The 25,946-nt window shown below is 35.1% G+C and carries 23 protein-coding genes and 6 tRNA genes; 25 read left to right on the forward strand and 4 right to left on the reverse strand.

Translation table 11 applies throughout. The features are described from left to right. Positions 1-94 precede the first annotated feature (94 nt). From C1A40_RS10630 to C1A40_RS10730, 21 genes are all read left to right on the forward strand, one after another. Positions 95-1,717 (forward strand): alanine/glycine:cation symporter family protein, encoded by a 1,623-nt coding sequence (locus tag C1A40_RS10630; protein WP_102997195.1) that lies wholly within the window; start codon positions 95-97, stop codon positions 1,715-1,717. A 24-nt stretch (positions 1,718-1,741) separates the two neighbouring features. Further along, positions 1,742-2,623: a ComEA family DNA-binding protein gene (locus C1A40_RS10635; protein WP_102995886.1), complete on the forward strand. Its 882-nt coding sequence runs from the start codon at positions 1,742-1,744 to the stop codon at positions 2,621-2,623. Next, on the forward strand, positions 2,616-3,782 hold the full coding sequence (locus tag C1A40_RS10640; RefSeq protein WP_102995887.1) for an acyl-CoA dehydrogenase family protein: 1,167 nt from the start codon (positions 2,616-2,618) through the stop codon (positions 3,780-3,782). The genes C1A40_RS10635 and C1A40_RS10640 overlap by 8 nt, the downstream gene beginning before the upstream one ends. Before the next feature lie 84 nt (positions 3,783-3,866). Then, the gene (gene rpsU, locus C1A40_RS10645) at positions 3,867-4,061 is read left to right on the forward strand and encodes a 30S ribosomal protein S21 (protein ID WP_102995888.1); all 195 of its coding nucleotides are present in this window, start codon (positions 3,867-3,869) and stop codon (positions 4,059-4,061) included. A 474-nt stretch (positions 4,062-4,535) separates the two neighbouring features. Next, entirely contained in the window at positions 4,536-5,426 is an 891-nt protein-coding gene (locus tag C1A40_RS10650; protein ID WP_102995889.1) for a tyrosine-type recombinase/integrase, read from the forward strand. Positions 5,427-5,541: 115 nt separating this feature from the next. Next, complete coding sequence (hpf, locus tag C1A40_RS10655) at positions 5,542-5,844, forward strand: ribosome hibernation-promoting factor, HPF/YfiA family (protein WP_067148803.1); 303 nt, start codon at positions 5,542-5,544, stop codon at positions 5,842-5,844. 101 nt (positions 5,845-5,945) lie between these two features. Then, positions 5,946-6,019: transfer RNA gene (locus tag C1A40_RS10660), tRNA-Thr, on the forward strand. Positions 6,020-6,065: 46 nt separating this feature from the next. Continuing rightward, a tRNA-Tyr gene (locus C1A40_RS10665) sits at positions 6,066-6,147 on the forward strand. 72 nt (positions 6,148-6,219) lie between these two features. Continuing rightward, positions 6,220-6,292 (forward strand) — tRNA-Gly (locus tag C1A40_RS10670). Between the two features lie 141 nt (positions 6,293-6,433). Further along, positions 6,434-6,505 (forward strand) — tRNA-Thr (locus tag C1A40_RS10675). A gap of 66 nt (positions 6,506-6,571) precedes the next feature. Then, positions 6,572-7,759 carry an elongation factor Tu gene (gene tuf / locus C1A40_RS10680; RefSeq protein WP_102995890.1) on the forward strand — a complete coding sequence of 396 codons (1,188 nt, stop codon included), beginning with the start codon at positions 6,572-6,574 and terminating at the stop codon, positions 7,757-7,759. A gap of 63 nt (positions 7,760-7,822) precedes the next feature. Beyond that, positions 7,823-7,895, forward strand: a tRNA-Trp gene (locus C1A40_RS10685). A 177-nt stretch (positions 7,896-8,072) separates the two neighbouring features. Continuing rightward, positions 8,073-8,267 (forward strand): preprotein translocase subunit SecE, encoded by a 195-nt coding sequence (secE, locus tag C1A40_RS10690; RefSeq protein WP_067148796.1) that lies wholly within the window; start codon positions 8,073-8,075, stop codon positions 8,265-8,267. Between the two features lie 24 nt (positions 8,268-8,291). Next, a complete protein-coding gene (gene nusG, locus C1A40_RS10695; protein WP_102995891.1) occupies positions 8,292-8,846 on the forward strand; it encodes a transcription termination/antitermination protein NusG in 555 nt (184 codons plus the stop codon). A gap of 74 nt (positions 8,847-8,920) precedes the next feature. Then, positions 8,921-9,358 (forward strand): 50S ribosomal protein L11, encoded by a 438-nt coding sequence (gene rplK, locus C1A40_RS10700; RefSeq protein WP_067148791.1) that lies wholly within the window; start codon positions 8,921-8,923, stop codon positions 9,356-9,358. A gap of 20 nt (positions 9,359-9,378) precedes the next feature. Further along, the gene (gene rplA / locus C1A40_RS10705) at positions 9,379-10,068 is read left to right on the forward strand and encodes a 50S ribosomal protein L1 (RefSeq protein ID WP_067148788.1); all 690 of its coding nucleotides are present in this window, start codon (positions 9,379-9,381) and stop codon (positions 10,066-10,068) included. 19 nt (positions 10,069-10,087) lie between these two features. After that, positions 10,088-10,609, forward strand: coding sequence for a 50S ribosomal protein L10 (gene rplJ, locus C1A40_RS10710; protein WP_067148785.1), 522 nt, complete (start codon positions 10,088-10,090; stop codon positions 10,607-10,609). Positions 10,610-10,673: 64 nt separating this feature from the next. Continuing rightward, entirely contained in the window at positions 10,674-11,048 is a 375-nt protein-coding gene (gene rplL / locus C1A40_RS10715) for a 50S ribosomal protein L7/L12 (protein WP_067148782.1), read from the forward strand. A 124-nt stretch (positions 11,049-11,172) separates the two neighbouring features. Then, the gene (gene rpoB / locus C1A40_RS10720) at positions 11,173-14,985 is read left to right on the forward strand and encodes a DNA-directed RNA polymerase subunit beta (protein ID WP_102995892.1); all 3,813 of its coding nucleotides are present in this window, start codon (positions 11,173-11,175) and stop codon (positions 14,983-14,985) included. Between the two features lie 71 nt (positions 14,986-15,056). Continuing rightward, positions 15,057-19,358: a DNA-directed RNA polymerase subunit beta' gene (gene rpoC, locus C1A40_RS10725; protein WP_102997196.1), complete on the forward strand. Its 4,302-nt coding sequence runs from the start codon at positions 15,057-15,059 to the stop codon at positions 19,356-19,358. A 175-nt stretch (positions 19,359-19,533) separates the two neighbouring features. Then, complete coding sequence (locus C1A40_RS10730) at positions 19,534-19,851, forward strand: DUF3467 domain-containing protein (protein ID WP_067148772.1); 318 nt, start codon at positions 19,534-19,536, stop codon at positions 19,849-19,851. Positions 19,852-19,891: 40 nt separating this feature from the next. On the opposite strand, the gene C1A40_RS10735 is transcribed toward C1A40_RS10730, so the two are convergent. After that, a complete protein-coding gene (locus C1A40_RS10735) occupies positions 19,892-20,119 on the reverse strand; it encodes a (4Fe-4S)-binding protein (protein ID WP_102995893.1) in 228 nt (75 codons plus the stop codon). 51 nt (positions 20,120-20,170) lie between these two features. Further along, entirely contained in the window at positions 20,171-21,760 is a 1,590-nt protein-coding gene (locus tag C1A40_RS10740; protein ID WP_067148765.1) for a peptide chain release factor 3, read from the reverse strand. A 215-nt stretch (positions 21,761-21,975) separates the two neighbouring features. Here C1A40_RS10740 and idi point away from each other — a divergent pair, with 215 nt between their 5' ends. The 4 genes from idi to C1A40_RS10760 all read left to right on the forward strand — a co-directional run bounded on the left by idi (position 21,976) and on the right by C1A40_RS10760 (position 23,441). After that, positions 21,976-22,500, forward strand: coding sequence for an isopentenyl-diphosphate Delta-isomerase (idi, locus tag C1A40_RS10745; protein WP_102995894.1), 525 nt, complete (start codon positions 21,976-21,978; stop codon positions 22,498-22,500). Beyond that, positions 22,497-22,907: a 6-pyruvoyl trahydropterin synthase family protein gene (locus C1A40_RS10750; RefSeq protein ID WP_102995895.1), complete on the forward strand. Its 411-nt coding sequence runs from the start codon at positions 22,497-22,499 to the stop codon at positions 22,905-22,907. The genes idi and C1A40_RS10750 overlap by 4 nt, the downstream gene beginning before the upstream one ends. Before the next feature lie 131 nt (positions 22,908-23,038). Continuing rightward, complete coding sequence (locus C1A40_RS10755) at positions 23,039-23,305, forward strand: hypothetical protein (protein ID WP_102995896.1); 267 nt, start codon at positions 23,039-23,041, stop codon at positions 23,303-23,305. A 62-nt stretch (positions 23,306-23,367) separates the two neighbouring features. Next, positions 23,368-23,441: transfer RNA gene (locus C1A40_RS10760), tRNA-Thr, on the forward strand. 134 nt (positions 23,442-23,575) lie between these two features. On the opposite strand, the gene C1A40_RS10765 is transcribed toward C1A40_RS10760, so the two are convergent. Then, positions 23,576-24,274, reverse strand: a complete 699-nt coding sequence (locus tag C1A40_RS10765) for a DUF4369 domain-containing protein (RefSeq protein WP_102995897.1) — start codon at positions 24,272-24,274, stop codon at positions 23,576-23,578. A gap of 705 nt (positions 24,275-24,979) precedes the next feature. After that, the gene (locus tag C1A40_RS10770; RefSeq protein WP_479685325.1) at positions 24,980-25,924 is read right to left on the reverse strand and encodes an ISAon1 family transposase; all 945 of its coding nucleotides are present in this window, start codon (positions 25,922-25,924) and stop codon (positions 24,980-24,982) included. Positions 25,925-25,946 lie beyond the last annotated feature (22 nt).

Below are 25,946 nucleotides of genomic sequence, written 5' to 3' on the forward strand. Positions count from 1 at the left end.
TTTTAACAGCTGTGGTTTTAAAAAACCATTTTTTTTTACCATCTTGCTTGCTTTTAAAAAAAAAACCACAAAAATAAGTTATAATTACTACCTTATGAAGAAATATCTTCTTTCAATTTTCACATTAATCTCACCAATTTTAATTTTTGCCCAAGAATCAACCTCACAACAAGTAGATCGTATTTTTAAAGACTACACAGGATGGTTTGTTGAGGCTATTTTTTATGAAATTCCATTTTCTGAAACTTATCAAATACCTTGGGTACTAATTGTTTTAATGAGTGGTGCGATTTTTTTTACCATTTATTTTAAGTTTATAAACTTCACAGGATTTAAAAAAGCCATAAATGTAGTTCAAGGTAAATATGAAGATATTGAAAAACATGGCGCCGATACTTTATATGGTGATCAAACATCTAATGAAGATGAAAATATTTTTGAAACCTTAAGAGACGATAGTGCTCACGGTGAAGTATCACATTTTCAGGCTTTAACTGCGGCGCTTTCAGCAACGGTGGGCTTAGGTAATATTGCAGGAGTTGCTGTAGCCTTATCTATTGGAGGGCCTGGAGCAACATTTTGGATGATTCTTGCTGGTTTATTAGGTATGGCTTCAAAGTTTGCCGAATGTACTCTGGGGGTTAAATATAGAGACGTTGGTGAAGATGGTACTGTTTATGGAGGACCAATGTACTATTTAACCAAAGGTTTTCAAGAAAAAGGTATGAAAGGTTTTGGTAAGGTACTTGCTGTGCTTTTTGCTATTTTCGTAATCGGTGGATCCTTTGGTGGTGGAAACATGTTTCAAGCCAATCAAGCAGCAGCGCAATTCACTAAACTTTTTAACTTCGAGAACCAAGATGCCGGTATGTATTTTGGTTTTGTTATGGCTATTATTGTAGCTATCGTGATAATTGGAGGTATAAAAAGAATTGCCCGAGTAACTGAAAAAATTGTGCCTTTTATGGCTGGTATTTACGTGCTTGCTTCCTTGATTATTTTAATAGCCAACTGGAGCTTGATTGATGATGCCTTTAGTTTAATTTATCATGGTGCTTTTTCAGGTTTAGGTATTGCTGGTGGTCTTGTAGGGGTTATGATTCAGGGCATACGACGTGGGGCCTTTTCTAATGAAGCAGGTGTAGGTAGTGCTGCTATCGCACACTCAGCGGTTAGGACGAAGTATGCTGCTAGTGAAGGTATTGTGGCGCTTTTAGAGCCTTTTGTAGATACTGTCGTTATTTGTACCATGACCGCTTTAGTGATTGTTATTACTAATTTTGATGGTGGCTTTATGGAATATGGCGTGCCAATTAAAGAAGGTGTAGAGTTAACGGCAGTGGCTTTTGATACCGTGATACCGCACTTTTCTATCGTGCTAACCATTGCTGTGATATTATTTGCGTTTTCAACCATGATTTCATGGTCGTATTATGGTATGCAAGGTTGGGTGTTTTTATTCGGAAAAGGAAAATTAAGCGACTTAATATATAAAATACTCTTCTTATTTTTTGTGGTTGTAGGGTCGTCAATTAGCTTAGGTGCCGTTATCGATTTCTCCGATGCCATGATTTTTGCCATGGTGGTCCCAAATATTATTGGTGTGGTTATCTTGTCGCCAGTAATCCGTAAGGAGCTAGAAAAATATATGGACGCTATAAATGTGAAGAAAGAAGCCTTGGAAGATGGGGCTGAAGATCTTACAAAACACATGTAGTCTTAAATCTATAAGATAGTTTAAATGAAATCTCATGTTACTTTTTCTAGAAATCAGCGGCATGGGATTTTTTTGTTACTCCTATTAATTATTGTTTTACAGGGTGTTTATTTTTTTATCGATTTTCCTTCTGAAGATGTTGTAGTCGACCATACGCGCTTGCTCCAGTTTGAGAAAACCATGGATTCTTTACGTTTAGAGAAACTTCAAAAGTTAAAACCCAAGATTAAGCCCTTTAATCCAAATTATATGGATGATTTTAAAGGTGCTGTCTTAGGGATGAGTACGATCGAGATTGATAGATTGTTGGATTTTAGAAGTCAGAATCAATGGATTAATTCTTCGGAAGAATTTCAAAACGTCACCCAAATATCAGACTCTCTTTTTGAAGCTATTTCACCCTATTTTAAATTTCCGGATTGGGTAAAGGCTTCACGAGCTAAAAAAGAAATATCTAACAATTTTAAAGGCTTAAAAACCGATGCTGAAAAAAACGATCTAAATACAGCTACGGCAATCGAACTTCAGCACGTTTCTGGAGTAGGAAAGGTGCTTTCCAGTCGTATTGTAAAATATAGAAACAGTCTTCTTGGTGGCTTTACCGATGTTGTTCAGTTGGAAGATGTTTATGGACTAAATCTTCAAGTTATTCAAAACATTACCGAACAGTTTGTCGTGAAAACCCCAAAAGTGATCCATAAAATAGAATTAAATACGGCAACAGTAAATCAATTAGTTACTATTCCACACATAGATTACGATTTAGCTCATCGTATTATTGAATACCGACAATTAAGAAGTGGTTATAATGGGATAAATGAATTATTGAAAGTAAAGGAGTTCCCTGTAAATAAAATCAAGATAATTCAATTATATTTGCACCTCGAAAAAAATATAGATGAATAACTTGTACTTCACAGAAGAGCATAATCTTTTTAGAAAAAGCCTTCAAGATTTTTTGCAAAAAGAGGTTGTTCCTTACATAGATAAGTGGGAACAAACAGGAGAAATAGAAAGGTTTGTTTGGAAGAAATTTGGAGAGATGGGCTTTTTAGGGATTAAATATCCTGAAGTTTATGGTGGTATGGATTTAGATTTATTCTATACTATTATTCTTCTTGAAGAACTTCAAAAGGTAAATTCAGGAGGTTTTGCTGCAGCTATTTGGGCTCACGTTTATTTAGCGATGACGCATCTTAATGCTGAAGGTAGTGAAGCTATTAAACAAAAATATTTAGTTCCAAGTATTTCGGGCGATATGATAGGCTGCTTGTGTATTACCGAACCTTTCGGTGGGAGTGATGTTGCAGGTATGCGCACAACAGCGATTAAGGACGGAGACTCTTATATTATAAATGGATCTAAAACATTTATTACCAATGGTGTGCTTAGCGATTATCTTGTCGTAGCAGCAAAAACCGACCCAACAGCAGGAGGTAAAGGTATTAGTATGTTTGTTGTTGATCGTAAATCTATAGGTGTTTCTGCTACAAAATTAGATAAGTTGGGCTGGCGAGCTTCAGATACCGGTGAAATTGCTTTTGATCAGGTTAAAATTCCGGCTGAAAATTTACTAGGAGAAGCTGGTAAAGGATTTTCATACATCATGCAGCATTTTGCCTTGGAGCGTTTAATTATGGGGGTTAATGGCCATGCTAGAGCCGAATTTGCTTTGAACTATGCCTTGCAATATATGAGCGACCGTCAAGCCTTTGGAAAATCTATCGATCAGTTTCAAGCCTTAAGGCATAAAGTAGCCGATTTGTCAACCGAAGTAGAATTCTGTAAAGCCTTTAATTACGCTGTGGCTTACCGCTTAAATAAAGGAGAGTACGTTGTAAAGGAAGCAACCATGTCGAAATTAAAATCAACAAAAGTTGCCGATGACGTAATATATGAGTGTTTGCAGTTTTTAGGAGGCTACGGTTATATGGAAGATTACCCTTTAGCACGCTTGCTTCGCGATAGTCGTTTAGGGCCTATAGGAGGTGGAACATCGGAAATTCTTCGTGAAATTTTAGCAAAAATTATTATAGATAAAAAAACATATAAGCCGGCAACCTAAAATATTTTATTTTTTTAGATTTAAATAGAATTAATTTTTATATTTGCAGCCGAAAAATTTTAAAAGAGAGGAGGTTAAGACACTATGTTAATAATTCCAATTAAAGAAGGAGAGAATATAGATAGAGCGTTAAAGCGTTATAAAAGAAAGTTCGATAGAACTGGAACTAAGCGTGCGTTACAAACTGGTAAGCAGTTTGACAAGCCTTCTGTTATTCGTAGAGCGCAAATTCAAAAAGCACAATACATCCAAGGACTAAGAGATGCAGAAAATATTTAATTCATATTAATGCATTAAATTGATACAAATCCCGCGTGAAGCGGGATTTTTTTGTTTTAAGGCAGTAGGAAAAGAAATTATGAAATCAATCTGTATTTGTTTCAGATTCTCATATTTTTTTTCAAGGTGATAAGGCGTTGTGTCAAATGGAATATGATGATTTTTTGAGGTTATAATACAACCTCTTTTTGTTTTAAACAACTATAAAGTATCAGGAGCTGGTTAAATTAGTATCTTTAAAACACTTAAATTATTATAACATTAACACTTTGATGCATATTGTAGTTTATTTACCAATAACCAATAACCAATAACCAACAACTAATAACCATTTGCCAAGTCGTTAACTGTTAATTAGATATTATGGAGTAATTATTCATATGTTTATTGTGGGAATCGCAAAATCAAAGGTTCAATTTGTAGTTTTCTTTTAACCATTAACCATTAACCAGAAACCATAACCCATAACCCAAAATGTCTTTTAAACCTTTCACCGAATATTTGTTACTTGAAAAAAACTACTCTAAGTTAACCGTTAAAGCGTATCAAAGTGACTTAGTAAGTTTTTCGAATTTTATAAAGGGTACCTATGGCAGCGATGCGATTCAAAATGTAAATTATTCGCAAATCCGATCTTGGATTGTATTATTGGTAGAAAGTGGCATCACCAATAGGAGTATAAACAGAAAAGTTTCTACGCTAAATTCCTATTTTAAGTTCTTAATTAAAGTTGGTGATGTGGATGTCAATCCGCTTGCGAAACATAAAGCATTAAAAACAAGTAAAAAACTACAGGTGCCTTTTTCCGAAAGTGAAATTAACACCGTCTTAGATAACCTTAATATAGGAGATGATTTTGAAAGCGTTCGTAATAAATTAATTATTGAAATATTTTATTCAACAGGGATTAGGCGTATTGAGCTTGTGGGGTTAAAACTATCGAGTTTAGATTTAGATAATAAAACTCTAAAAGTTATTGGTAAACGTAATAAGGAGCGTATTGTACCGTTATTGTATGCAGTAGTCGAGACGTTAAAGACTTATTTAAAATTGCGCGGTGATTTAAATTTTATTGAAGATAATGAAAGTTTGTTTTTAACTAAAAAAGGCGTTAAAATATATGAAACTCTTGTTTACCGAATAATAAATGATTATTTTAGTTCAGCATCTTCAAAAGTAAAAAAGAGTCCTCATATATTAAGACACTCTTTTGCTACTCATTTGTTAAACCAAGGTGCCGATTTAAATGCAGTTAAAGAACTTTTAGGACATTCAAGTTTGGCTGCTACGCAAGTTTATACCCATAACAGTATAGCCGAACTTAAAAAAGTGCATATTCATGCGCATCCAAGAAGTAAAAAATAAATTCACATATTGTCTAATCTAAAATGAGTGACATGCCCTATATAATGGGTAAGATAAAACCATTATGTTCAAAACCAGAGCATGAAGCTGATTTTTTTAAATTAAAAGTAAACAGATGAAAGTAAACACGCAATCCGTAAATTTTAATGCAGATGTAAAATTATTGGCCTTTATCCAAAAACGTATGGATAAATTGGATTTGTTTTATGACAAGGTTATCAAATCAGATGTTTTTTTGAAAGTTGAAAATACAAGTGATAAAGAAAATAAAATATTTGAAGTTAAAGTGAGTGTGCCCGGTGATAGTCTTGTGGTAAAAAAGCAATGCAAAAGCTTCGAAGAAGGCGCAGATATGGCGATAGCATCCTTAGAAAGACAGTTGAAAAAGAAAAAAGAAAAATTAAGAGCATATTTATGATAAATTTTATTCAAAAATGTTTTGAATAAAATAAAAAAACTATACATTTGCAGTCCGTTAGAAATAGCGGACTGTTTTTATATGTAAAAAAGGCAGAAAAAGCCGATGTAGCTCAGCTGGCTAGAGCAGCTGATTTGTAATCAGCAGGTCGTGGGTTCGAGTCCCTCCATCGGCTCTGAAATATTGAAGTATAACTTTTGAATTTTATTTAAAAGTGGTCCGGGGAGATACTCAAGCGGCCAACGAGGGCAGACTGTAAATCTGCTGACTACGTCTTCGCAGGTTCGAATCCTGCTCTCCCCACAACAAATTTTTGCGTACGCAGAAATCTATTTGAAATATTGAATACCAGATAAGTTTAAAACTTATCAAAATGCGAGAGTAGCTCAGTTGGTAGAGCGTCAGCCTTCCAAGCTGAATGTCGCCGGTTCGAACCCGGTCTCTCGCTCTAAGTGAGAAACGGGGAGGAGTTTATGCTGAGCATAGTCGAAGTAAACCCAGTCTCTCGCTCTAAAACCTGCGGAGGCAGGAATCTCTTTTTTTAATACTGTTTAGGTGGTTTTAAAAGAATAGGAAATAAAAACTTTACGCCGGTGTAGCTCAGGGGTAGAGCGTTTCCTTGGTAAGGAAGAGGTCACGAGTTCAAATCTCGTCATTGGCTCTATATTGAAATAAAAAAGATTACACTAATATTATTATATAACTAAGATTAAAATTATTTAAAAACATGGCAAAGGCAACTTTCGATCGTTCAAAACCACACTTAAATATTGGTACAATTGGACACGTAGATCACGGTAAAACAACTTTAACTGCTGCTATTACTAAAGTATTAGCTGATGCAGGTTTATCTGAAGCAAGAGATTTCTCTTCTATTGACAACGCTCCAGAGGAGAAAGAAAGAGGTATCACAATTAATACTTCTCACGTAGAGTACCAAACACAAAATCGTCACTACGCTCACGTAGACTGTCCAGGTCACGCCGATTACGTAAAGAACATGGTTACTGGTGCTGCTCAAATGGATGGTGCAATCTTAGTGGTAGCTGCTACAGATGGTCCTATGCCACAAACTCGTGAGCACATCTTATTAGGTCGTCAAGTAGGTATTCCTCGTATCGTTGTTTTCTTAAACAAAGTTGATATGGTTGATGATGAAGAGCTTTTAGAATTAGTAGATATGGAAGTTAGAGATTTATTATCTTTCTACGAGTACGATGGAGATAATGGTCCTGTAGTTTCAGGTTCTGCTTTAGGAGCACTTAACGGTGAGCAAAAATGGGTTGACACTGTATTAGAATTAATGGAAGCATGTGATAACTGGATCGAAGAGCCAGTACGTGATATGGATAAGCCTTTCTTGATGCCTATCGAAGACGTATTCTCTATTACTGGTCGTGGTACTGTTGCAACTGGACGTATCGAAACTGGTGTGGCTAAAACAGGAGATCCTGTAGAGATTATCGGTATGGGTGCTGAAAAATTAACTTCTACTATTACAGGTATCGAAATGTTCCGTCAAATATTAGATAGAGGTGAAGCTGGTGATAACGCTGGTATCTTATTAAGAGGTATTGAGAAATCTCAAATTTCAAGAGGTATGGTAATTACTAAGCCAGGTTCTGTAACACCACACGCTAAATTTAAAGCTGAGGTTTATATCTTGAAAAAAGAAGAAGGTGGACGTCACACTCCATTCCATAACAACTACCGTCCACAGTTCTACGTACGTACAACTGACGTAACTGGAAACATTGCGCTTCCTGATGGTGTTGAGATGGTTATGCCTGGAGATAACTTAACTATTACTGTAGAGTTAATCCAACCAATTGCTATGAACGTAGGTTTACGTTTCGCTATCCGTGAAGGTGGTAGAACAGTTGGTGCAGGTCAAGTAACTGAAATATTAGACTAATTATTAGTTTAAACATATAATAAGTTAAGGTATCTTTTTTTTGAGATACCTTGATTTATGTTTACGGGCGTAGCTCAGTTGGTAGAGCACTGGTCTCCAAAACCAGGTGTCGGGAGTTCGAGTCTCTCCGCCCGTGCATATGATGAGAATCTTCGATTTAGATGGTTTTCAAAATTAAATAAAAAAGCATGATACGAGAAGTTTATCCTGAGCGAAGTCGAAGGAAGTCTCTCCGCCCGTGCAACTAGAATAGGTTTTACCTATTAATATTAAAATTGATATCGTTTCAATTAGATCAAAAAGAGATAACACCATGGCTGGATTTGCAAATTATATAAAAGAATCATTCGGAGAACTAAAGAATAATGTTACTTGGCCTACTTGGGCTGAAGGACAGAGTTTGACTGTTTTAGTCGCTGTTTTTTCAATTATATTCTCTCTAGTAATCTGGGGAGTGGATACAGTGTTTAGCAAGGTGATATCAGCTTACTTTCAATGGATTAGTTAATACTAAAAAAGAAAAAGGAATTTTATGTCTGAAGTAAGTGAAAAAAAATGGTATGTAGTTCGTGCTGTAAGTGGACAAGAAAATAAGATTAAATCTTATATCGAAAATGAGATTGCTCGTTTAGGTATGCAAGATTATGTTGATCAAGTTTTAGTGCCTACAGAGCGTGTTGTACAAATCCGTAATGGTAAAAAGATTCATAAGGAAAAAGTGTTTTTTCCAGGATATATTATGATTCAAGCTAACCTTACTGGCGAAATACCTCATATCATCAGATCGGTAACTAATGTTATCGGGTTTTTAGGAGAAACAAAAGGTGGTGATCCTGTTCCATTAAGACAATCTGAAGTTAACAGAATGTTAGGGAAAGTGGATGAGTTATCTGTTGAAGAAACGGCCAATGTTGCAATTCCTTATACAAAAGGAGAAACAGTAAAAGTTATCGATGGACCTTTCAATGGTTTTGACGGTACCATTGAGAAAATCAATGAAGAAAAGCGTAAACTTGAAGTTATGGTTAAGATTTTCGGAAGAAAAACACCATTAGAGTTAAGTTATATGCAGGTTGAAAAAGTATAATAATTGTTACACTATATAAATGATATCATCTTTAGCTTCCAAAATTAAGAAGGATATCAACTAAATTATTAAAAATGGCAAAAGAATTAAGTAAAGTAGTTAAGTTACAAGTTCGGGGAGGTGCAGCGAATCCGTCGCCACCGGTTGGACCCGCTTTAGGTGCTGCTGGAGTTAACATCATGGAGTTCTGTAAGCAATTTAATGCTAGAACTCAAGATAAAGCCGGTAAAGTTTTACCAGTTGTTATTTCGGTATACAAAGACAAGTCATTTGACTTTGTTATCAAGACTCCTCCAGCTGCAGTACAATTATTAGAAGCGGCCAAGGTGAAAAAAGGTTCAGGTGAACCAAACCGAAAAAAAGTAGCTAAAGTATCTTGGGATCAGATCAAGACTATAGCAGAAGACAAAATGGTAGATTTAAATGCATTTACTCCAGAGTCTGCTATGAAAATGATTGCTGGTACAGCAAGATCGATGGGAATAACTGTAACAGGGAAATTTCCTTCTTAATCTATTAAAGACATTACAAAATGGCAAGATTAACAAAAAAGCAAAAAGAAGCTTTAGCGAAAATTGAAAAAGGAAGAGTGTATTCTTTAGAAGATGCATCAGCCTTAGTTAAAGAAATTACCAATACAAAATTTGATTCATCTGTAGATATCGCTGTACGTTTAGGAGTTGATCCTCGTAAAGCTAATCAAATGGTAAGAGGAGTTGTATCTCTTCCTCATGGTACTGGTAAAGACGTAAAAGTATTAGCATTAGTAACACCAGATAAAGAAGCAGAAGCTAAAGAAGCTGGTGCTGATTATGTAGGTTTAGACGAGTACCTAGATAAAATCAAGAGTGGTTGGACAGATGTAGATGTTATTATTACTATGCCTAGCGTAATGGGTAAATTAGGTCCTTTAGGACGTGTATTAGGTCCTCGTGGTTTAATGCCTAACCCAAAAACAGGAACAGTAACAATGGATGTAGCAAAAGCTGTAACAGAAGTAAAAGCTGGTAAAATTGACTTTAAAGTTGATAAAACTGGTATCGTACACGCTGCTATTGGTAAAGCATCATTTAGTGCTGATAAAATTGCTGAAAATGCAAATGAATTATTACAAACATTAATAAAATTAAAACCAACAACTGCAAAAGGAGTTTACGTGAAAGGTATTTCTATCTCTTCAACAATGAGTCCTAGTATCGCTGTTGATTCTAAAATTGGTTAATTAAGTTAAAACTTTTATTATGACAAGAGAAGAAAAATCATTAGTAATTGAGGAATTGACTGCAGAATTAGCTAATAATGCCAATGTTTATTTGGCAGATATTTCAGGATTGAATGCAGATGCTACTTCAAACTTACGTCGTGCTGCTTTTAAAGCAAACGTACAAATGGCGGTTGTTAAAAATACATTACTTGCTAAAGCCATGGAAGCTTCTGAAAAAGATTTCGGAGATTTACCTTCTGTGCTTAAAGGAAATACATCTGTGATGTATTCTGAAACAGGTAATGCACCAGCAAAATTAATTAAAAACTTCCGTAAAAAATCTGAGAAGCCTCTGTTAAAAGGAGCCTTCATCGAGGAAGCTGTTTACATCGGTGACGCACAATTAGACATGTTAGTTGATATCAAGTCTAAAGAAGAGTTACTTGGAGAAATTGTTACAATTTTACAATCTCCTGCTAAAAATGTTATTTCAGCCCTTAAATCAGGTGGTGGAACCATTGCTGGACTTATTAAAACACTATCTGAAAGAGAAGGATAGTATCAAACAGTACGCACTTATTACAATTATATTATTATTACAAAATTATTAAAACGATAGAAAAATGGCAGATTTAAAAGATTTCGCAGAACAATTAGTTAACCTTACTGTAAAAGAAGTAAATGAGTTAGCAACTATATTAAAAGATGAGTACGGTATCGAGCCTGCTGCTGCTGCTGCAGTTGCTGTTGCTGGTCCTGCCGCTGGTGGTGAAGCTGAAGAGGCTCAAACTGAATTTGATGTTATCTTAAAAGCAGCTGGTGGTTCTAAATTAGCTGTAGTAAAATTAGTTAAAGAATTAACTGGTTTAGGATTAAAAGAAGCTAAAGGTTTAGTTGATGATGCACCAAGCGCTATCAAAGAAGCTGTATCTAAAGATGAAGCAGAAGCTTTAAAAGCATCTTTAGAAGAGGCAGGAGCTGAGGTTGAGCTTAAGTAAGCTTAGTACTTAAAACACATAAGGGTTTAGGTCTGAAGAAGTTACTTCAAGACCTAAACCATTTTGCGTATATAACAGGTATATACGTTTTTATTATTTTTTTTAATCAAAATTCCGTCCATTGATGTTATCAACACAAGCTGAAAGATTAAATTTCTCCTCTATTGTAAATAGAACAGAATATCCAGACTTCTTGGATATTCAGATTAAATCCTTCCAGGATTTTTTCCAATTAGAAACTAAATCTGAGGAAAGAGGCGATGAAGGTCTTTACAATACCTTCATGGAAAACTTTCCAATCACAGATTCTCGTAATCAATTCGTATTAGAATTTTTAGATTACTTCGTAGATCCACCACGATATGCTATTGAAGAGTGTATTGAGAGAGGGCTAACTTACAGCGTTCCGCTAAAGGCTAGGTTAAAGTTATATTGTACAGACCCTGAACATGAGGATTTCGAAACCATTGTTCAAGATGTGTATTTAGGAACTATTCCTTACATGACGCCTTCAGGAACTTTTTGTATTAATGGTGCAGAACGTGTTGTTGTTTCTCAATTACACCGTTCACCAGGAGTTTTCTTCGGGCAATCTTTCCATGCTAATGGAACCAAATTATATTCAGCAAGGGTTATACCATTCAAGGGATCTTGGATTGAGTTTGCTACAGATATTAACCAGGTAATGTATGCTTACATTGATAGAAAGAAAAAATTACCTGTAACAACGCTTTTCCGTGCTATCGGTTTTGAGCGTGATAAAGACATCTTAGAGATTTTTGACTTAGCAGAAGAAGCTAAAGTATCAAAAACTGGATTAAAGAAATACTTAGGAAGAAAATTAGCTGCTCGTGTATTAAACACATGGCATGAGGATTTTGTTGATGAAGATACTGGAGAGGTGGTTTCAATCGAGCGTAATGAAATCGTGCTTGATCGTGATACGATCCTTGACAAAGAAAATATAGAAGAAATTCTTGAAGCTGACGTTAAAACGATTCTTTTACATAAAGAAAGTACAGAACAAGGGGATTATGCCATTATCCACAACACGCTTCAAAAAGATCCAACAAACTCTGAAAAAGAGGCTGTTGAACATATTTATAGACAACTACGTAATGCAGAACCGCCAGATGAGGAAACTGCACGTGGTATTATTGATAAATTATTCTTTAGTGACCAACGTTACTCTCTTGGAGAAGTTGGACGTTATAGAATGAACAAAAAATTAGGTCTTGATATTGGAATGGATAAGCAAGTGCTTACCAAAGAAGATATCATTACCATCATTAAATATTTAATCGAGCTTATCAACTCTAAAGCAGAGATTGATGATATCGATCACTTATCTAACCGTCGTGTTCGTACTGTAGGCGAGCAATTATCATCACAATTTGGTGTTGGTTTAGCCCGTATGGCGCGTACCATTCGTGAGCGTATGAACGTTCGTGATAACGAGGTGTTTACACCTATAGATTTAATTAATGCTAAGACTTTATCGTCTGTTATTAATTCTTTCTTCGGTACAAACCAGTTATCTCAATTTATGGATCAAACCAATCCACTTGCTGAAATCACGCACAAGCGTCGTTTATCAGCTCTTGGACCTGGAGGTTTATCAAGAGAGCGTGCTGGGTTCGAGGTACGTGACGTTCACTATACACACTACGGTCGTTTATGTCCGATTGAAACACCAGAGGGACCAAACATTGGTTTAATTTCTTCACTTTCTGTTTATGCAAAAGTGAACCCAATGGGATTCATCGAAACACCTTATAGAAAAGTAACTGATGGTGTTGTTGATATTAAAAATGATCCTGTTTATTTAAGTGCAGAGGAAGAGGAAGAAAAATTAATCGCTCAAGCAACAGTTAAAGTTGATGACGATGGTAAAATTCTTCACGATAAAGTTATTGCTAGAATGGAGGGTGATTTCCCTGTTATTGAACCAGAAAAATTAGACTATACCGATGTAGCGCCTAATCAAATTTCTTCAATTTCAGCATCGCTTATTCCGTTCTTAGAGCATGATGATGCGAACCGTGCGTTGATGGGATCTAACATGATGCGTCAAGCGGTACCATTATTAAGAGTAGATGCACCTATTGTAGGAACTGGATTAGAGCGTCAAGTAGCTTCAGATTCTAGAGTATTGATTAATGCAGAGGGAGAAGGAGAAGTACTTTACGTAGATGCTAAAGAAATCCAAATTAGATACGAGCGTACTGAGGATGAAGCTAAAGTAAGTTTTGATAGTGATGTTAAAACATACCAATTAGTAAAATACAGAAAAACTAACCAAGGAACTTCTATTAACCTGAAACCTATTGTAGTTAAAGGTGATAAGGTAACTAAAGGTCAAGTTTTATGTGAAGGATACGCGACTCAAAAAGGAGAATTAGCTTTAGGTAGAAATATGAAAGTAGCCTTTATGCCTTGGAAAGGGTATAACTTTGAGGATGCGATTGTAATTTCTGAAAAAGTGGTTCGTGAAGATATATTTACTTCTATCCATATCGATGAGTATTCTCTAGAAGTTAGAGACACGAAATTAGGTAATGAAGAATTAACTAACGATATCCCTAACGTTTCTGAAGAGGCTACTAAAGACCTTGATGAAAACGGTATGATTCGCGTTGGTGCCGAGGTTAAACCTGGCGATATTCTTATTGGTAAGATTACACCTAAAGGGGAATCTGATCCAACTCCTGAAGAAAAATTATTACGTGCGATCTTTGGTGATAAAGCTGGAGATGTAAAAGATGCTTCTTTAAAAGCTTCACCTTCTTTAAATGGTGTTGTAATTGAAAAGAAATTATTCGCAAGAGCCGTAAAAGATAAACGTAAACGTGCACAGGATAAAGATGATATTCTTGCTCTTGAAGCACAATACGATAGAAAGTTCGACGAGCTTAAAGATATTTTAGTTGAAAAACTTTTCAATATTGTAAATGGAAAAACAGCTCAAGGTATTTATAATGATTTAGGTGAAGAAGTATTACCAAAAGGTAAAAAATTCACACTTAAAATGTTAAATGCTGTTGATGATTATGCGCATTTAGTGTCTGGAAAATGGACTACTGATGATCATACAAATCAATTGGTAGCTGATTTAATTCACAATTATAAGATTAAAGAAAACGATTTACAGGGGTCTTTACGTCGTGAGAAGTTTACAATTTCTGTTGGTGATGAGTTACCAGCAGGTATCATAAAATTAGCTAAAGTTTACATCGCTAAAAAACGTAAACTTAAAGTTGGTGATAAAATGGCAGGACGTCACGGTAACAAAGGTATTGTTGCTAGAATCGTTCGTCAAGAAGATATGCCATTCTTAGAAGATGGAACGCCTGTTGATATTGTATTAAATCCATTAGGTGTACCTTCTCGTATGAACATTGGTCAAATTTATGAAACGGTACTTGGTTGGGCTGGACAAAAATTAGGACGCAAATATGCAACACCTATTTTTGACGGAGCTACAATCGATCAGATTAACGGATTTACAGATGAAGCTGGAATTCCAAGATATGGTCATACCTACCTTTATGATGGTGGTACCGGACAGCGTTTTGATCAGCCAGCAACAGTTGGTGTGATTTACATGCTGAAATTAGGACACATGGTCGATGATAAAATGCACGCGCGTTCTATTGGACCTTACTCATTAATTACGCAACAACCATTAGGTGGTAAAGCACAGTTTGGTGGTCAGCGTTTTGGTGAGATGGAAGTTTGGGCACTTGAGGCTTATGGCGCATCAAGTACCTTACGTGAGATCTTAACTGTAAAATCTGATGATGTTATTGGTAGAGCTAAAACTTACGAGGCAATCGTAAAAGGTGAACCAATGCCAGATCCAGGATTACCAGAATCATTCAATGTACTTATGCACGAATTGAAAGGTTTAGGTTTAGACATCAGATTAGAGGAGTAAAATAATAGTTTACAGTCACAGCGTTCAGTAATTACTCTGAACTGTGATTGAAAACTGAAGACTTAAAAAACATGGCAAGAAAACAAGATAAAAATACAGTTAAGAGATTTAATAAAATCTCAATCGGTTTAGCTTCTCCAGAGTCTATTTTAGCAGAGTCTAGAGGCGAAGTTTTAAAACCAGAAACTATCAATTATCGAACTCACAAACCAGAACGTGATGGTTTGTTCTGTGAGCGTATCTTCGGTCCTGTAAAGGATTACGAGTGTGCTTGTGGTAAATATAAAAGAATACGTTACAAAGGTATTGTATGTGACCGTTGTGGTGTTGAAGTAACAGAAAAGAAAGTACGTCGTGATCGTGTTGGGCACATCAACCTTGTGGTTCCTGTAGCACACATCTGGTACTTCCGTTCGTTACCGAATAAAATTGGTTATTTATTAGGATTACCATCTAAGAAATTAGATATGATTATTTACTACGAACGTTACGTAGTTATTCAACCAGGTAATGCTAAAAATGAAGAAGGTGAACCATTACAAAAAATGGACTTCTTAACAGAAGAAGAATACTTAAACATTCTTGAAACCCTTCCTCAAGATAATCAGTATTTAGACGATTCAGATCCAAATAAGTTTTTAGCTAAAATGGGTGCTGAATGTTTAATCGAATTATTAGCAAGAATTGACTTAGAGTCTTTATCATACGAATTACGTCATAAAGCCAATACCGAAACGTCTAAACAACGTAAAACGGAAGCTTTAAAACGTTTACAAGTTGTAGAGTCTTTACGTGAGTCAAATCAAAATAGAGAAAATCGTCCAGAATGGATGATTATGAAAGTAATTCCAATCATTCCGCCAGAATTACGTCCGCTAGTACCACTAGATGGAGGTCGTTTTGCAACGTCTGATTTGAATGACTTATACCGTCGTGTTATTATTCGTAACAACCGTCTTAAAAGATTGGTTGAAATTAAAGCTCCCGAAGTTATTTTACGTAACGAAAAACGTATGCTTCAAGAGTCTGTGGATTCGTTATTCGATAACACACGTAAGTCTTCTGCAGTAAAAACAGATTCTAACAGACCGTTAAAATCTTTATCAGATTCATTAAAAGGTAAGCAAGGTCGTTTCCGTCAAAACTTACTTGGTAAGCGTGTGGATTATTCAGCACGTTCTGTTATTGTTGTAGGACCAGAATTAAAATTATTTGAATGTGGATTGCCAAAAAATATGGCAGCTGAATTATACAAACCTTTTGTAATTAGAAAACTAATTGAAAGAGGTATTGTTAAAACAGTAAAATCTGCAAAGAAAATTATAGATAAAAGAGAGCCTGTGGTTTGGGATATCTTGGAAAACGTTCTTAAAGGACATCCAGTATTACTAAACCGTGCGCCTACCTTACACCGTTTAGGTATTCAAGCTTTTCAACCAAAATTAATTGAAGGAAAAGCGATTCAATTACACCCATTAGTATGTACGGCCTTTAACGCCGATTTCGATGGGGATCAAATGGCGGTGCATTTACCATTAGGGCCAGAGGCTATTTTAGAGTGTCAAATGTTAATGTTGGCCTCTCACAATATCTTAAACCCTGCTAATGGTTCTCCGGTAACGGTACCTTCTCAGGATATGGTACTTGGTCTTTACTATATGACCAAGCTACGTAAGTCTACACCAGAAGTGCCAATTAAAGGTGAAGGATTAATCTTCTACTCTCCAGAAGAGGTAGAAATTGCTTTCAATGAGCAACGCGTTGATTTGAATGCTGGTATCAAAGTAAGAACGATTGATATTAATGAGGAAGGTAAACTTGCTCCGGTTATCATCGAAACTACAGTTGGTCGTGTATTATTTAACCAACACGTGCCTCAGGCAGCTGGTTATATTAATGAAGTATTAACTAAAAAGTCGTTAAGAGATATTATTGGTAATATTTTAAAAGCAACTTCAGTTCCTGAAACAGCCGATTTCTTAGATGCTATTAGAACTTTAGGATTTAAATTCGCCTTCCAAGGTGGTTTATCATTCAGTTTAGGTGATATCATCATCCCGCCAGAAAAGCAAGGTATGATCGATAAAGCTAACGGTTTAGTTGATGGTATTACTGGTAACTATAACATGGGACTTATTACCAATAACGAACGTTACAACCAAGTTATTGATATCTGGACCTCTACAAATGCTGAATTGACAGAGTTGTCTATGAAACGTATTCGTGAAGACCAACAAGGGTTTAACTCGGTGTTTATGATGCTTGATTCTGGAGCTCGTGGATCTAAAGAACAGATTCGTCAGTTAACCGGTATGCGTGGATTAATGGCAAAACCTAAAAAATCTAACGCAGGTGGTGGTGAAATTATTGAAAATCCAATTCTTTCTAACTTTAAAGAAGGTCTTTCAATTTTAGAGTACTTTATCTCTACCCACGGTGCACGTAAAGGTCTTGCCGATACGGCCCTTAAAACTGCCGATGCTGGTTACTTAACAAGACGTTTAGTAGACGTTTCTCAAGATGTTATTATCAATACTGAAGATTGTGGTACATTAAGAGGTGTTGAAGTTGAACCATTGAAAAAGAATGATGAAGTTGTTGAAACTTTACAAGAAAGAATTGTAGGTCGTGTTTCATTAAACGATGTATTTAATCCTTTAACTGAAGAGAAATTAGCTTCTGCTGGTCAATTAATTGATGATGCTGTTGCTAAAGCCATCGGTGCATCTCCTTTAGAAAGTATTGAAGTACGTTCTGCTTTAACTTGTGAAGCTTTACAAGGTATTTGTGCGAAATGTTACGGTCGTAACTTAGCTACAGGTAAAATGGTACAACGCGGTGAAGCTGTTGGTGTTGTTGCGGCACAATCAATTGGTGAGCCTGGTACACAGTTAACACTTCGTACGTTCCACGTAGGTGGTATTGCAGGTAACATTTCTGAAGATAACAAGCTTGCTGTTAAATTTAACGGTATTGCTGAAATTGAAGATTTAAAAACAGTTAAAGGTCAGGATAACGAAGGAAACGAAATTGATATCGTAATCTCTAGAACGTCTGAACTTAAACTTACAGATAAGAAAACTGGTATTGTTTTAAGTACGAATAACATTCCTTATGGTTCTACTATTTATGTTAAAAATGGTCAAGAATTAGCTAAAGGTGATGTCGTATGTACTTGGGATCCTTATAACGGTGTAATTATTTCAGAATTTGCTGGTAAAGTAAGATATGAAAACATCGAACAAGGGGTAACTTACCAAGTTGAAATTGATGAGCAAACAGGTTTCCAAGAAAAAGTAATTTCTGAATCTAGAAACAAAAAACTTATTCCAACACTTCATATTGAAGATGCTAGTGGTGAAACCATGCGTTCTTACAACTTACCAGTTGGCGCTCACCTTATGATTGATGATGGAGAGAAAATTAATGTTGGTAAGATTTTAGTTAAGATTCCTCGTAAATCTGCAAAAGCAGGGGATATTACAGGTGGTCTGCCACGTGTTACCGAGTTATTCGAAGCGCGTAACCCATCTAACCCAGCAGTTGTTTCTGCTATTGATGGTGTGGTTTCTTTCGGAAAAATTAAGAGAGGTAACCGTGAGATTATCGTAGAATCTAAATTAGGTGATGTTAAGAAATACTTAGTGAAGTTATCTAATCAAATCTTAGTACAAGAGAATGATTATGTTAAAGCGGGTATGCCATTATCTGATGGTTCTATTACACCAAACGATATCTTGAATATCAAAGGACCTTCAGCTGTTCAACAATACTTAGTAAACGAGGTACAAGAGGTATACCGTTTACAAGGGGTGAAAATTAATGATAAACACTTCGAAGTTGTTGTTAGACAAATGATGCGTAAAGTTAGAATTATCGATTCTGGTGATACGATTTTCTTAGAAGATCAATTGGCTCATAAAGCAGATTTCATTAAAGAAAATGATGATATCTTCGGAATGAAAGTGATTGAAGACGCTGGAGATTCTTCTACGCTAAAAGCAGGTCAAATTGTTTCGCCACGACAGTTAAGAGATGAAAATTCTATTTTACGTCGTGAAGATAAAGCACTTGTTACGGCTAGAGATGCTCAACCAGCAACGGCGACTCCAATACTTCAAGGTATTACAAGAGCTTCGCTTCAAACGAAATCGTTTATTTCTGCGGCATCCTTCCAAGAAACAACTAAAGTATTAAACGAAGCTGCAGTAGCAGGTAAAGTAGATGCTTTAGAAGGCTTGAAAGAAAATGTTATTGTTGGACATAGAATTCCTGCAGGTACTGGTATGAGACGTTATTCTGATATTATTGTAGGTTCTAAAGAAGAGTTTGACGAAATGATGCAAGTGAAACAAGAATTAAATTACAACTAAAGCATTCCCGCGAAATCGAAGATTCACGAATACCTTATTGGAGGTAAGTGTCGATGAGTAAGGCGGGAATCTTAAAAATAGAAGCCTTCATGTATATTTATACTTGAAGGCTTTTTTATTTTAAAATCACAAAACTTTAAAACATTTCCTCTATATTGGAAAAAAATATTTAAATATGGCAGACGAACAAGACAAGCAAAAACAAGGGCAAATAAATATAGAATTAGACGAAAAAGTAGCTGAAGGGACTTACTCTAATTTGGCCATTATAAACCATTCTGTTTCAGAATTTGTAGTAGATTTTGTTAATATTATGCCTGGTGTTCCTAAAAACAAAGTGAAGTCAAGAATCATTCTCACACCGCAACATGCTAAACGTTTATTAAAGGCGCTTGGAGAAAATGTAGCGCGATTTGAAAATGCTCATGGTGAAATTAAAGATTACGATCAACCACCAATTCCTTTAAACTTTGGACCTACAGGTCAAGCATAAAAAAAGCCATTGAACAAACATTTGTTCAATGGCTTTTTTATCAATAGGCCATTTCCTTTTTGTGGAGTTTATACTTTAATGCTCCTGAGGGGCATTTTTTTATCTGTTTAATTATCTTTTCAGTAGTACTACCTTCTGGATCAATCCATGGAATTACCGAGTTTTGAAAGACATCTGAAAGCTCTTGCGTACAGATATTAGATTGTTGACATTGAAAAGGACAATAGGTGATACTAATTTCTCGGTTTCCGTATTCCGTTGTTTTCATAGTTATAGAATCAGCGAAGACTTTAGTTAAAATTTGGGTTTTCTAAAAAGACTAATTAAATTCTGAAGTAAAATGAAGCTTAACATTTGGGTACTTCTGTTGCGTCATTTGCAGTGAAAATGCAGAGTCAGCCAGGAATACCAATTGGTTACGTTTGTCTTTAGCTAAAAAGCGTTGCTTCACGCGAACAAACTCTTTATATTCATCTGTTTTTGAGTTACTCGGATCTACCCAACATGCTTTATGAACATTTAAATTTTCATAGGTACATTTAGCCCCATATTCATGTTCTAGGCGATATTGAATTACCTCATACTGTAATGCTCCAACAGTTCCAATAACCTTTCTTCCGTTAAGTTCTAAGGTGAATAGTTGAGCAACACCCTCATCCATTAATTGATCTATACCTTTAAAAAGCTGTTTAGATTTTAATGGGTCGGCATTATTGATGTATCTAAAATGTTCCGGTGAAAAGCTTGGAATACCTTTATAATTTAAAATTTCGCCTTCAGTAAGGGTATCTCCAATTTTAAAGTTTCCTGTATCTTGTAAACCTACAATATCACCAGGGTAGGAGATGTCTACAATTTCTTTCTTTTCAGCAAAAAATGCATTCGGACTCGAAAACTTGACCTTTTTACCATGTCTCACATGTAAATAAGGCGCATTTCTTTTAAATTCACCAGAAACAATTTTAACAAAGGCTAATCGGTTTCTATGATTAGGATCCATATTGGCATGAATCTTAAATACAAATCCAGAAAATTTATCCTCATCGGGTTTAACAAGGCGTTCTTCACTGTTTTTAGGCTGTGGTTTTGGTGCTATTTCAACAAAACAGTCTAGGAGTTCACGAACACCAAAACTGTTTAAAGCCGATCCAAAAAACACCGGTTGCAGCGTACCGTTTAAGTAATCTTCATGGTTAAACTGCGGATAAATTCCATCGACTAATTCCAGCTCTTCTCTTAAGGTTTCAGCGGCATTGTCACCTACTAATTTATTTAGTTCTTCAGATTCTAAATCGGATATTTCAATGGTTTCTTCAATATTTTTACGGCTATCTCCGCTAAACAAATTGATGTTTTTTTCCCAGATATTATAAATTCCTTTAAAATCGTACCCCATACCTATAGGGAAACTTAAAGGCGTTACCGTTAAACCTAACTTTTGCTCGATTTCATCTAGAAGTTCAAAAGCATCTTTACCCTCGCGATCCATTTTATTAATAAAAACAATCATCGGAATGTTACGCATTCTACAAACTTCAACAAGCTTTTCTGTTTGTTCCTCAACACCTTTTGCAACATCAATAACAACAATTACACTGTCTACCGCCGTTAAGGTTCTAAACGTATCTTCGGCGAAATCCTTGTGACCAGGCGTATCTAAAATATTAATTTTAATACCGTTGTACTCAAAAGCTAAAACCGAAGTAGCAACTGAGATTCCACGTTGACGCTCAATTTCCATGAAGTCACTCGTAGCACCTTTTTTTATTTTGTTGCTCTTTACAGCGCCTGCTTCTTGGATCGCTCCACCAAAAAGTAATAATTTTTCAGTTAATGTGGTTTTACCAGCATCGGGGTGCGAAATAATACCAAAAGTACGTCGTCGTTGTATTTCTTTTAAAAAACTCATAAATCTTGTTGCAAAATGGGTTGCAAAGATAAGATATAACTTCAATAAGCATAGCAGATAAAAACACTTTTTAAATTTCTATTTGTATTCATTCGGTAATCGAAATTTACTTGGTATTTTTGTTTTTTACGATTTAAATCTAAATGGTGAAATTTTATAAATTCCTTTAATCTAGGGAATATATAAGCCTTAATTCTAAAAATAGAAATTGTTAGATGGAAGAAGAAAAAGTAATACTTGTAAACGAGAAGGATGAAAAAATAGGTTTGATGCCCAAAATGGAGGCTCATGAAAAAGCCTTATTACATCGTGCCTTTTCTGTTTTTGTTTTCAACGATAAAAATGAATTGATGCTTCAACAACGCGCTTTGGATAAGTACCATTCTCCCGGGCTTTGGACCAATACCTGCTGTAGTCACCAACGTGATGGCGAATCTAATTTAGATGCAGGTAGAAGGCGATTACAAGAAGAAATGGGTTTTGAAGTGCCACTAGAAGAATCGATTTCCTTTATGTACAAGGCGCCTTTTGATAACGGATTAACCGAGCATGAATACGATCATATTATGTTAGGGACCTATAACGGTAAGCCTAATATTAATCCCGATGAAGTGGCGAGTTGGAAATGGATGCCCCTAGAAGCGGTTAAAGAGGATATTGAAAAGCAACCAGAAATTTATACGGCTTGGTTTAAAGTTATTTTCGATAAGTTTTACGATAGTATAAAGTTGAACACATGAAAGCAACCGTAAGTAGAAAGGCTCATTTTAATGCAGCTCACCGATTACACAACAAGAACTGGAGTTTAGAAAAAAACAGTGCCGTTTTTGGTAAATGTAATAACCCTAATTATCACGGACATAATTACGAACTTATTGTAAGCGTTACAGGAGAAATTAATAAGGAAACCGGTTTTGTTATTGATGTCGCTATTTTAAAGCAATTAATTGAGGTTGAAATTGAAGCAGCCTTTGATCATAAGAACCTTAATCTTGAAGTTCCAGAATTTGAAACGTTAAATCCTACGGTTGAAAATATTGCCGTAGTCATCTATAATAAATTAAAACCTAAATTACAATCAACACTAGAGCTCGAAATTACCCTGTATGAAACGCCTCGTAATTTTGTTCGTTACTCAGGAAAATAACTAACAATTGATAATAAGGAGGTGAGTTTAAACTTCAAATAACAGAATAGTTTTACACTGTAAAATATATCTTAAAATAGAGGTGTATTGGAAGTTTATACGTAATTTTGCTCAAAATAAATTAAGAAATTATGGCAAATGTTAGAGACCTAAAAAAAGATATTAATTTTGTTTTAGGTGATATTATTGAAGCGGTTTACGTTTGGGAATATGAAAACACTGATAAAGACACAAAAAAAAGTGAGGCAATTATCGATGAAGCAATAAATACTTTTGATGAGTTAATTGCTAAGGTAAATGCTAAATCGGAGAACCCAAAAGCTCATTTTAAAGCGATTAGCAACGAGTTAGAAACTAAAGGCAAAGCGTTGATTGATAAAATTAATGCATTAGGATAAAAAATTTTAACGGAATGCTTGCAATTAAAAAAATTGCGATTATATTTGCACCCGTTAAATAAGCCGATGTAGCTCAGCTGGCTAGAGCAGCTGATTTGTAATCAGCAGGTCGTGGGTTCGAGTCCCTCCATCGGCTCAAAAAAGCTTCACTTGTAGTGAGGCTTTTTTTATGCTTTTTAATGACCTATTATGTTTCATAAAGAGATATAAAAAAACAGCCTTGTATCATGATACAAGGCTGTTTTTTATGGGGGAGGCTGTGTGATTAAATTACTTCTCCGCGCTTTTAATAGTTTCAATATAACTACTAAGCTCCTTTCCGTATTTAGATGCTTTTACTTTTGGCGTTAAAGACTTATTAATCGTGTCTAGTAAATCTAATCTAGCATTGTAAATTTCAGAAAGCGCTAAAAAAGGTGCAACTTCACTATCTTTATTTTGAATCGCAAAGTTTACGATATATAAATATTTTCTTTTTAAAGCAGTATTTTCTTCTTTTTGAAGGGCCAATAATTTAGTGGTGTCTTTGGCCATCTGAGCTTCAAATTTTTCTTTGATGATATCTAAGTTTCTGTTGTTTATTTTTGAAATTAGCGCTTTATAGTTTTCTAATACTTCTTGCTGTTTTGAACCTTTAATTTGAGCATCATAGACAAAGTTCTTTAACGTAGTGTTGATTTCTGTAACACCATGATTGGCAAAAAAACCGATGCGGTCCTGTTCTGTACTATTTTTATCAAGATCTAAGTAAAACATTTCTGGAGAATCTATTTTACTATGCAGTTCAAAACTCGAATTGCCATTAATTACAATTGAATCTACCGTTATTAAGGTTGTGTCTTCTACTTTTTTTAAGTATACGGTACCTTTTTTAAGCCCTTTTACATGGGTTTTTACGGTTAAATCGTTGCTGTTATCTCCACATGATATACATATGAATGCTAAGAGTAATATAGAAATTTTTTTCATGAATAGGGGGTATTTAATTATCGGCAAATATCTAATAATTAATTTTTAAAAACTAAATACCGAACTTTTTTTAAATACTATAAATAGTGTGAACATTGTTAAATTATTCACAAAAGCAAATAACTATAATTCATTTGGCATATCTATGGCTAATTTTGTACTGAATACATTTACCATATGGTTTATTGAGTGGTTACTTTAAACTTGTAAGTGTAATTCATATTTTTGGTTGGTTAGTTAGTGAAAAAGCACCTTTTTTTAAAGAGGTGCTTTTTCCATTTTAAAAAGATGTTACTTTTCATTTGCATATAGTAGAAAAATGTTACAATATTTAATTCTTTTTGAATTTTATGTAGGTTTTTTCTGTTTTTTACCACCTAAATGTTAATAATTTGTGTATTTAATCTAAAATAACGGTATTTAGTCGTTTAAATTAGGTTGTTTGTATTATATTTGAACTGTACTAAATAATACATTTTTTTAGTTCAATGGATTAATTAATTAATATTTGCATATGTTGTTAATGGGGTGATCCCAAATCTAACTTCATAAAACTAACAGCAAATTGATAAGAAACCGAGTTTGAGGGAGCTCGGTTTTTTTTATGCTCTATTTTTAAGTTACCTCAGATCAAGGGTCAAGCTCCTCTTGGATCAAGAGCAAAAGGGATCAGTCCTAAAAGGGATCAGTCCTAAAAGTTGGGGACTAGGCATAAATTTGTGCTAATCTAAAGAGGAAGAATTCCTTATTTCTCACACCTCTAAGTTGTTGTCTAAAGGCTTTGATCTTTGCATTAAAAGATTCAGCAGCCGCATTGGTACTTCTGTTGTCAAAATAGTTTAATATTCCCCTGTAATTTAGGGAGATTGTGTTCATAACAACTCTAAAGCTTTTAAAGCCACTATTTTCAATTTGATTGTACCAAAGTGCCAATTTAGTCATTGCTATATTTTTGTCTGTACAAGTATTGTAAATTACTCTTAGCTGGTTTGACAAGTCATAAGCTTCCTTTATCATAGGGTATTGCTTGAATAAAATTCCTGCCCTTTCCTTTTGGGAACTAGTCCATTTGTCAGGACTTTTGAATAGAAGATACCTACTTCGTGCTAGTAGTTGTTTGCGTGTGTCCCCGTTACTAAATACTTCTGCTCGATACTGGTAGTTATTATTTTTAGCTGTCTTGATAGCCTCATTTTCTAGTTCTAGAGCTTGCCAGCGGTATTTTACTCTAATGTCTTGTACAGCATCAGAAGCTAGTTGTTGTACATGAAAGCGATCAATGACTTGCACGGCTCTTGGGAAGCTCTTCTTTGCAATTAGTTTCATGCTACCGGCCATATCTAAGGTTATTTCTTCTACCAACCTCCGCTTGCCTTCAGGTATCTTTTTAAGATATTTAATAACCTCTTCGGCCTTAGTTCCTGAAATAATAGCTACAATAGAACCTGCTCTACCTTTGGCTTTTTTATTGGTTACTACGGTGTATAACTCTCCTTGTGAAAGTGCTATTTCATCTATAGATAATCGTTTGCCAATATTTTGAGGGTAGACTAACCATTTGGTGGATTGCTCAAGGTATTCCCAATCTTTAAATTCACTTAAATAATCTCGATATTGGCGCTGTAGCTTTTTACCATCTAAACCATACAAATTAGCTATAGTTTGCGTGCTA

It is taken from the genome of Tamlana carrageenivorans, from assembly GCF_002893765.1.
In the GTDB taxonomy this organism is placed as follows: Bacteria; Bacteroidota; Bacteroidia; order Flavobacteriales; family Flavobacteriaceae; genus Pseudotamlana; species Pseudotamlana carrageenivorans.

What these genes read in the sequence shown, in the direction of transcription:
- C1A40_RS10630 (WP_102997195.1), top strand. Translation starts at nt 95, where the DNA reads ATGAAGAAATATCTTCTTTCAATTTTCACATTAATCTCACCAATTTTA.
- C1A40_RS10635 (WP_102995886.1), top strand. Translation starts at nt 1,742, where the DNA reads ATGAAATCTCATGTTACTTTTTCTAGAAATCAGCGGCATGGGATTTTT.
- C1A40_RS10640 (WP_102995887.1), top strand. Translation starts at nt 2,616, where the DNA reads ATGAATAACTTGTACTTCACAGAAGAGCATAATCTTTTTAGAAAAAGC.
- rpsU (WP_102995888.1), top strand. Translation starts at nt 3,867, where the DNA reads ATGTTAATAATTCCAATTAAAGAAGGAGAGAATATAGATAGAGCGTTA.
- C1A40_RS10650 (WP_102995889.1), top strand. Translation starts at nt 4,536, where the DNA reads ATGTCTTTTAAACCTTTCACCGAATATTTGTTACTTGAAAAAAACTAC.
- hpf (WP_067148803.1), top strand. Translation starts at nt 5,542, where the DNA reads ATGAAAGTAAACACGCAATCCGTAAATTTTAATGCAGATGTAAAATTA.
- tuf (WP_102995890.1), top strand. Translation starts at nt 6,572, where the DNA reads ATGGCAAAGGCAACTTTCGATCGTTCAAAACCACACTTAAATATTGGT.
- secE (WP_067148796.1), top strand. Translation starts at nt 8,073, where the DNA reads ATGGCTGGATTTGCAAATTATATAAAAGAATCATTCGGAGAACTAAAG.
- nusG (WP_102995891.1), top strand. Translation starts at nt 8,292, where the DNA reads ATGTCTGAAGTAAGTGAAAAAAAATGGTATGTAGTTCGTGCTGTAAGT.
- rplK (WP_067148791.1), top strand. Translation starts at nt 8,921, where the DNA reads ATGGCAAAAGAATTAAGTAAAGTAGTTAAGTTACAAGTTCGGGGAGGT.
- rplA (WP_067148788.1), top strand. Translation starts at nt 9,379, where the DNA reads ATGGCAAGATTAACAAAAAAGCAAAAAGAAGCTTTAGCGAAAATTGAA.
- rplJ (WP_067148785.1), top strand. Translation starts at nt 10,088, where the DNA reads ATGACAAGAGAAGAAAAATCATTAGTAATTGAGGAATTGACTGCAGAA.
- rplL (WP_067148782.1), top strand. Translation starts at nt 10,674, where the DNA reads ATGGCAGATTTAAAAGATTTCGCAGAACAATTAGTTAACCTTACTGTA.
- rpoB (WP_102995892.1), top strand. Translation starts at nt 11,173, where the DNA reads ATGTTATCAACACAAGCTGAAAGATTAAATTTCTCCTCTATTGTAAAT.
- rpoC (WP_102997196.1), top strand. Translation starts at nt 15,057, where the DNA reads ATGGCAAGAAAACAAGATAAAAATACAGTTAAGAGATTTAATAAAATC.
- C1A40_RS10730 (WP_067148772.1), top strand. Translation starts at nt 19,534, where the DNA reads ATGGCAGACGAACAAGACAAGCAAAAACAAGGGCAAATAAATATAGAA.
- C1A40_RS10735 (WP_102995893.1), bottom strand. Translation starts at nt 20,119, where the DNA reads ATGAAAACAACGGAATACGGAAACCGAGAAATTAGTATCACCTATTGT.
- C1A40_RS10740 (WP_067148765.1), bottom strand. Translation starts at nt 21,760, where the DNA reads ATGAGTTTTTTAAAAGAAATACAACGACGACGTACTTTTGGTATTATT.
- idi (WP_102995894.1), top strand. Translation starts at nt 21,976, where the DNA reads ATGGAAGAAGAAAAAGTAATACTTGTAAACGAGAAGGATGAAAAAATA.
- C1A40_RS10750 (WP_102995895.1), top strand. Translation starts at nt 22,497, where the DNA reads ATGAAAGCAACCGTAAGTAGAAAGGCTCATTTTAATGCAGCTCACCGA.
- C1A40_RS10755 (WP_102995896.1), top strand. Translation starts at nt 23,039, where the DNA reads ATGGCAAATGTTAGAGACCTAAAAAAAGATATTAATTTTGTTTTAGGT.
- C1A40_RS10765 (WP_102995897.1), bottom strand. Translation starts at nt 24,274, where the DNA reads ATGAAAAAAATTTCTATATTACTCTTAGCATTCATATGTATATCATGT.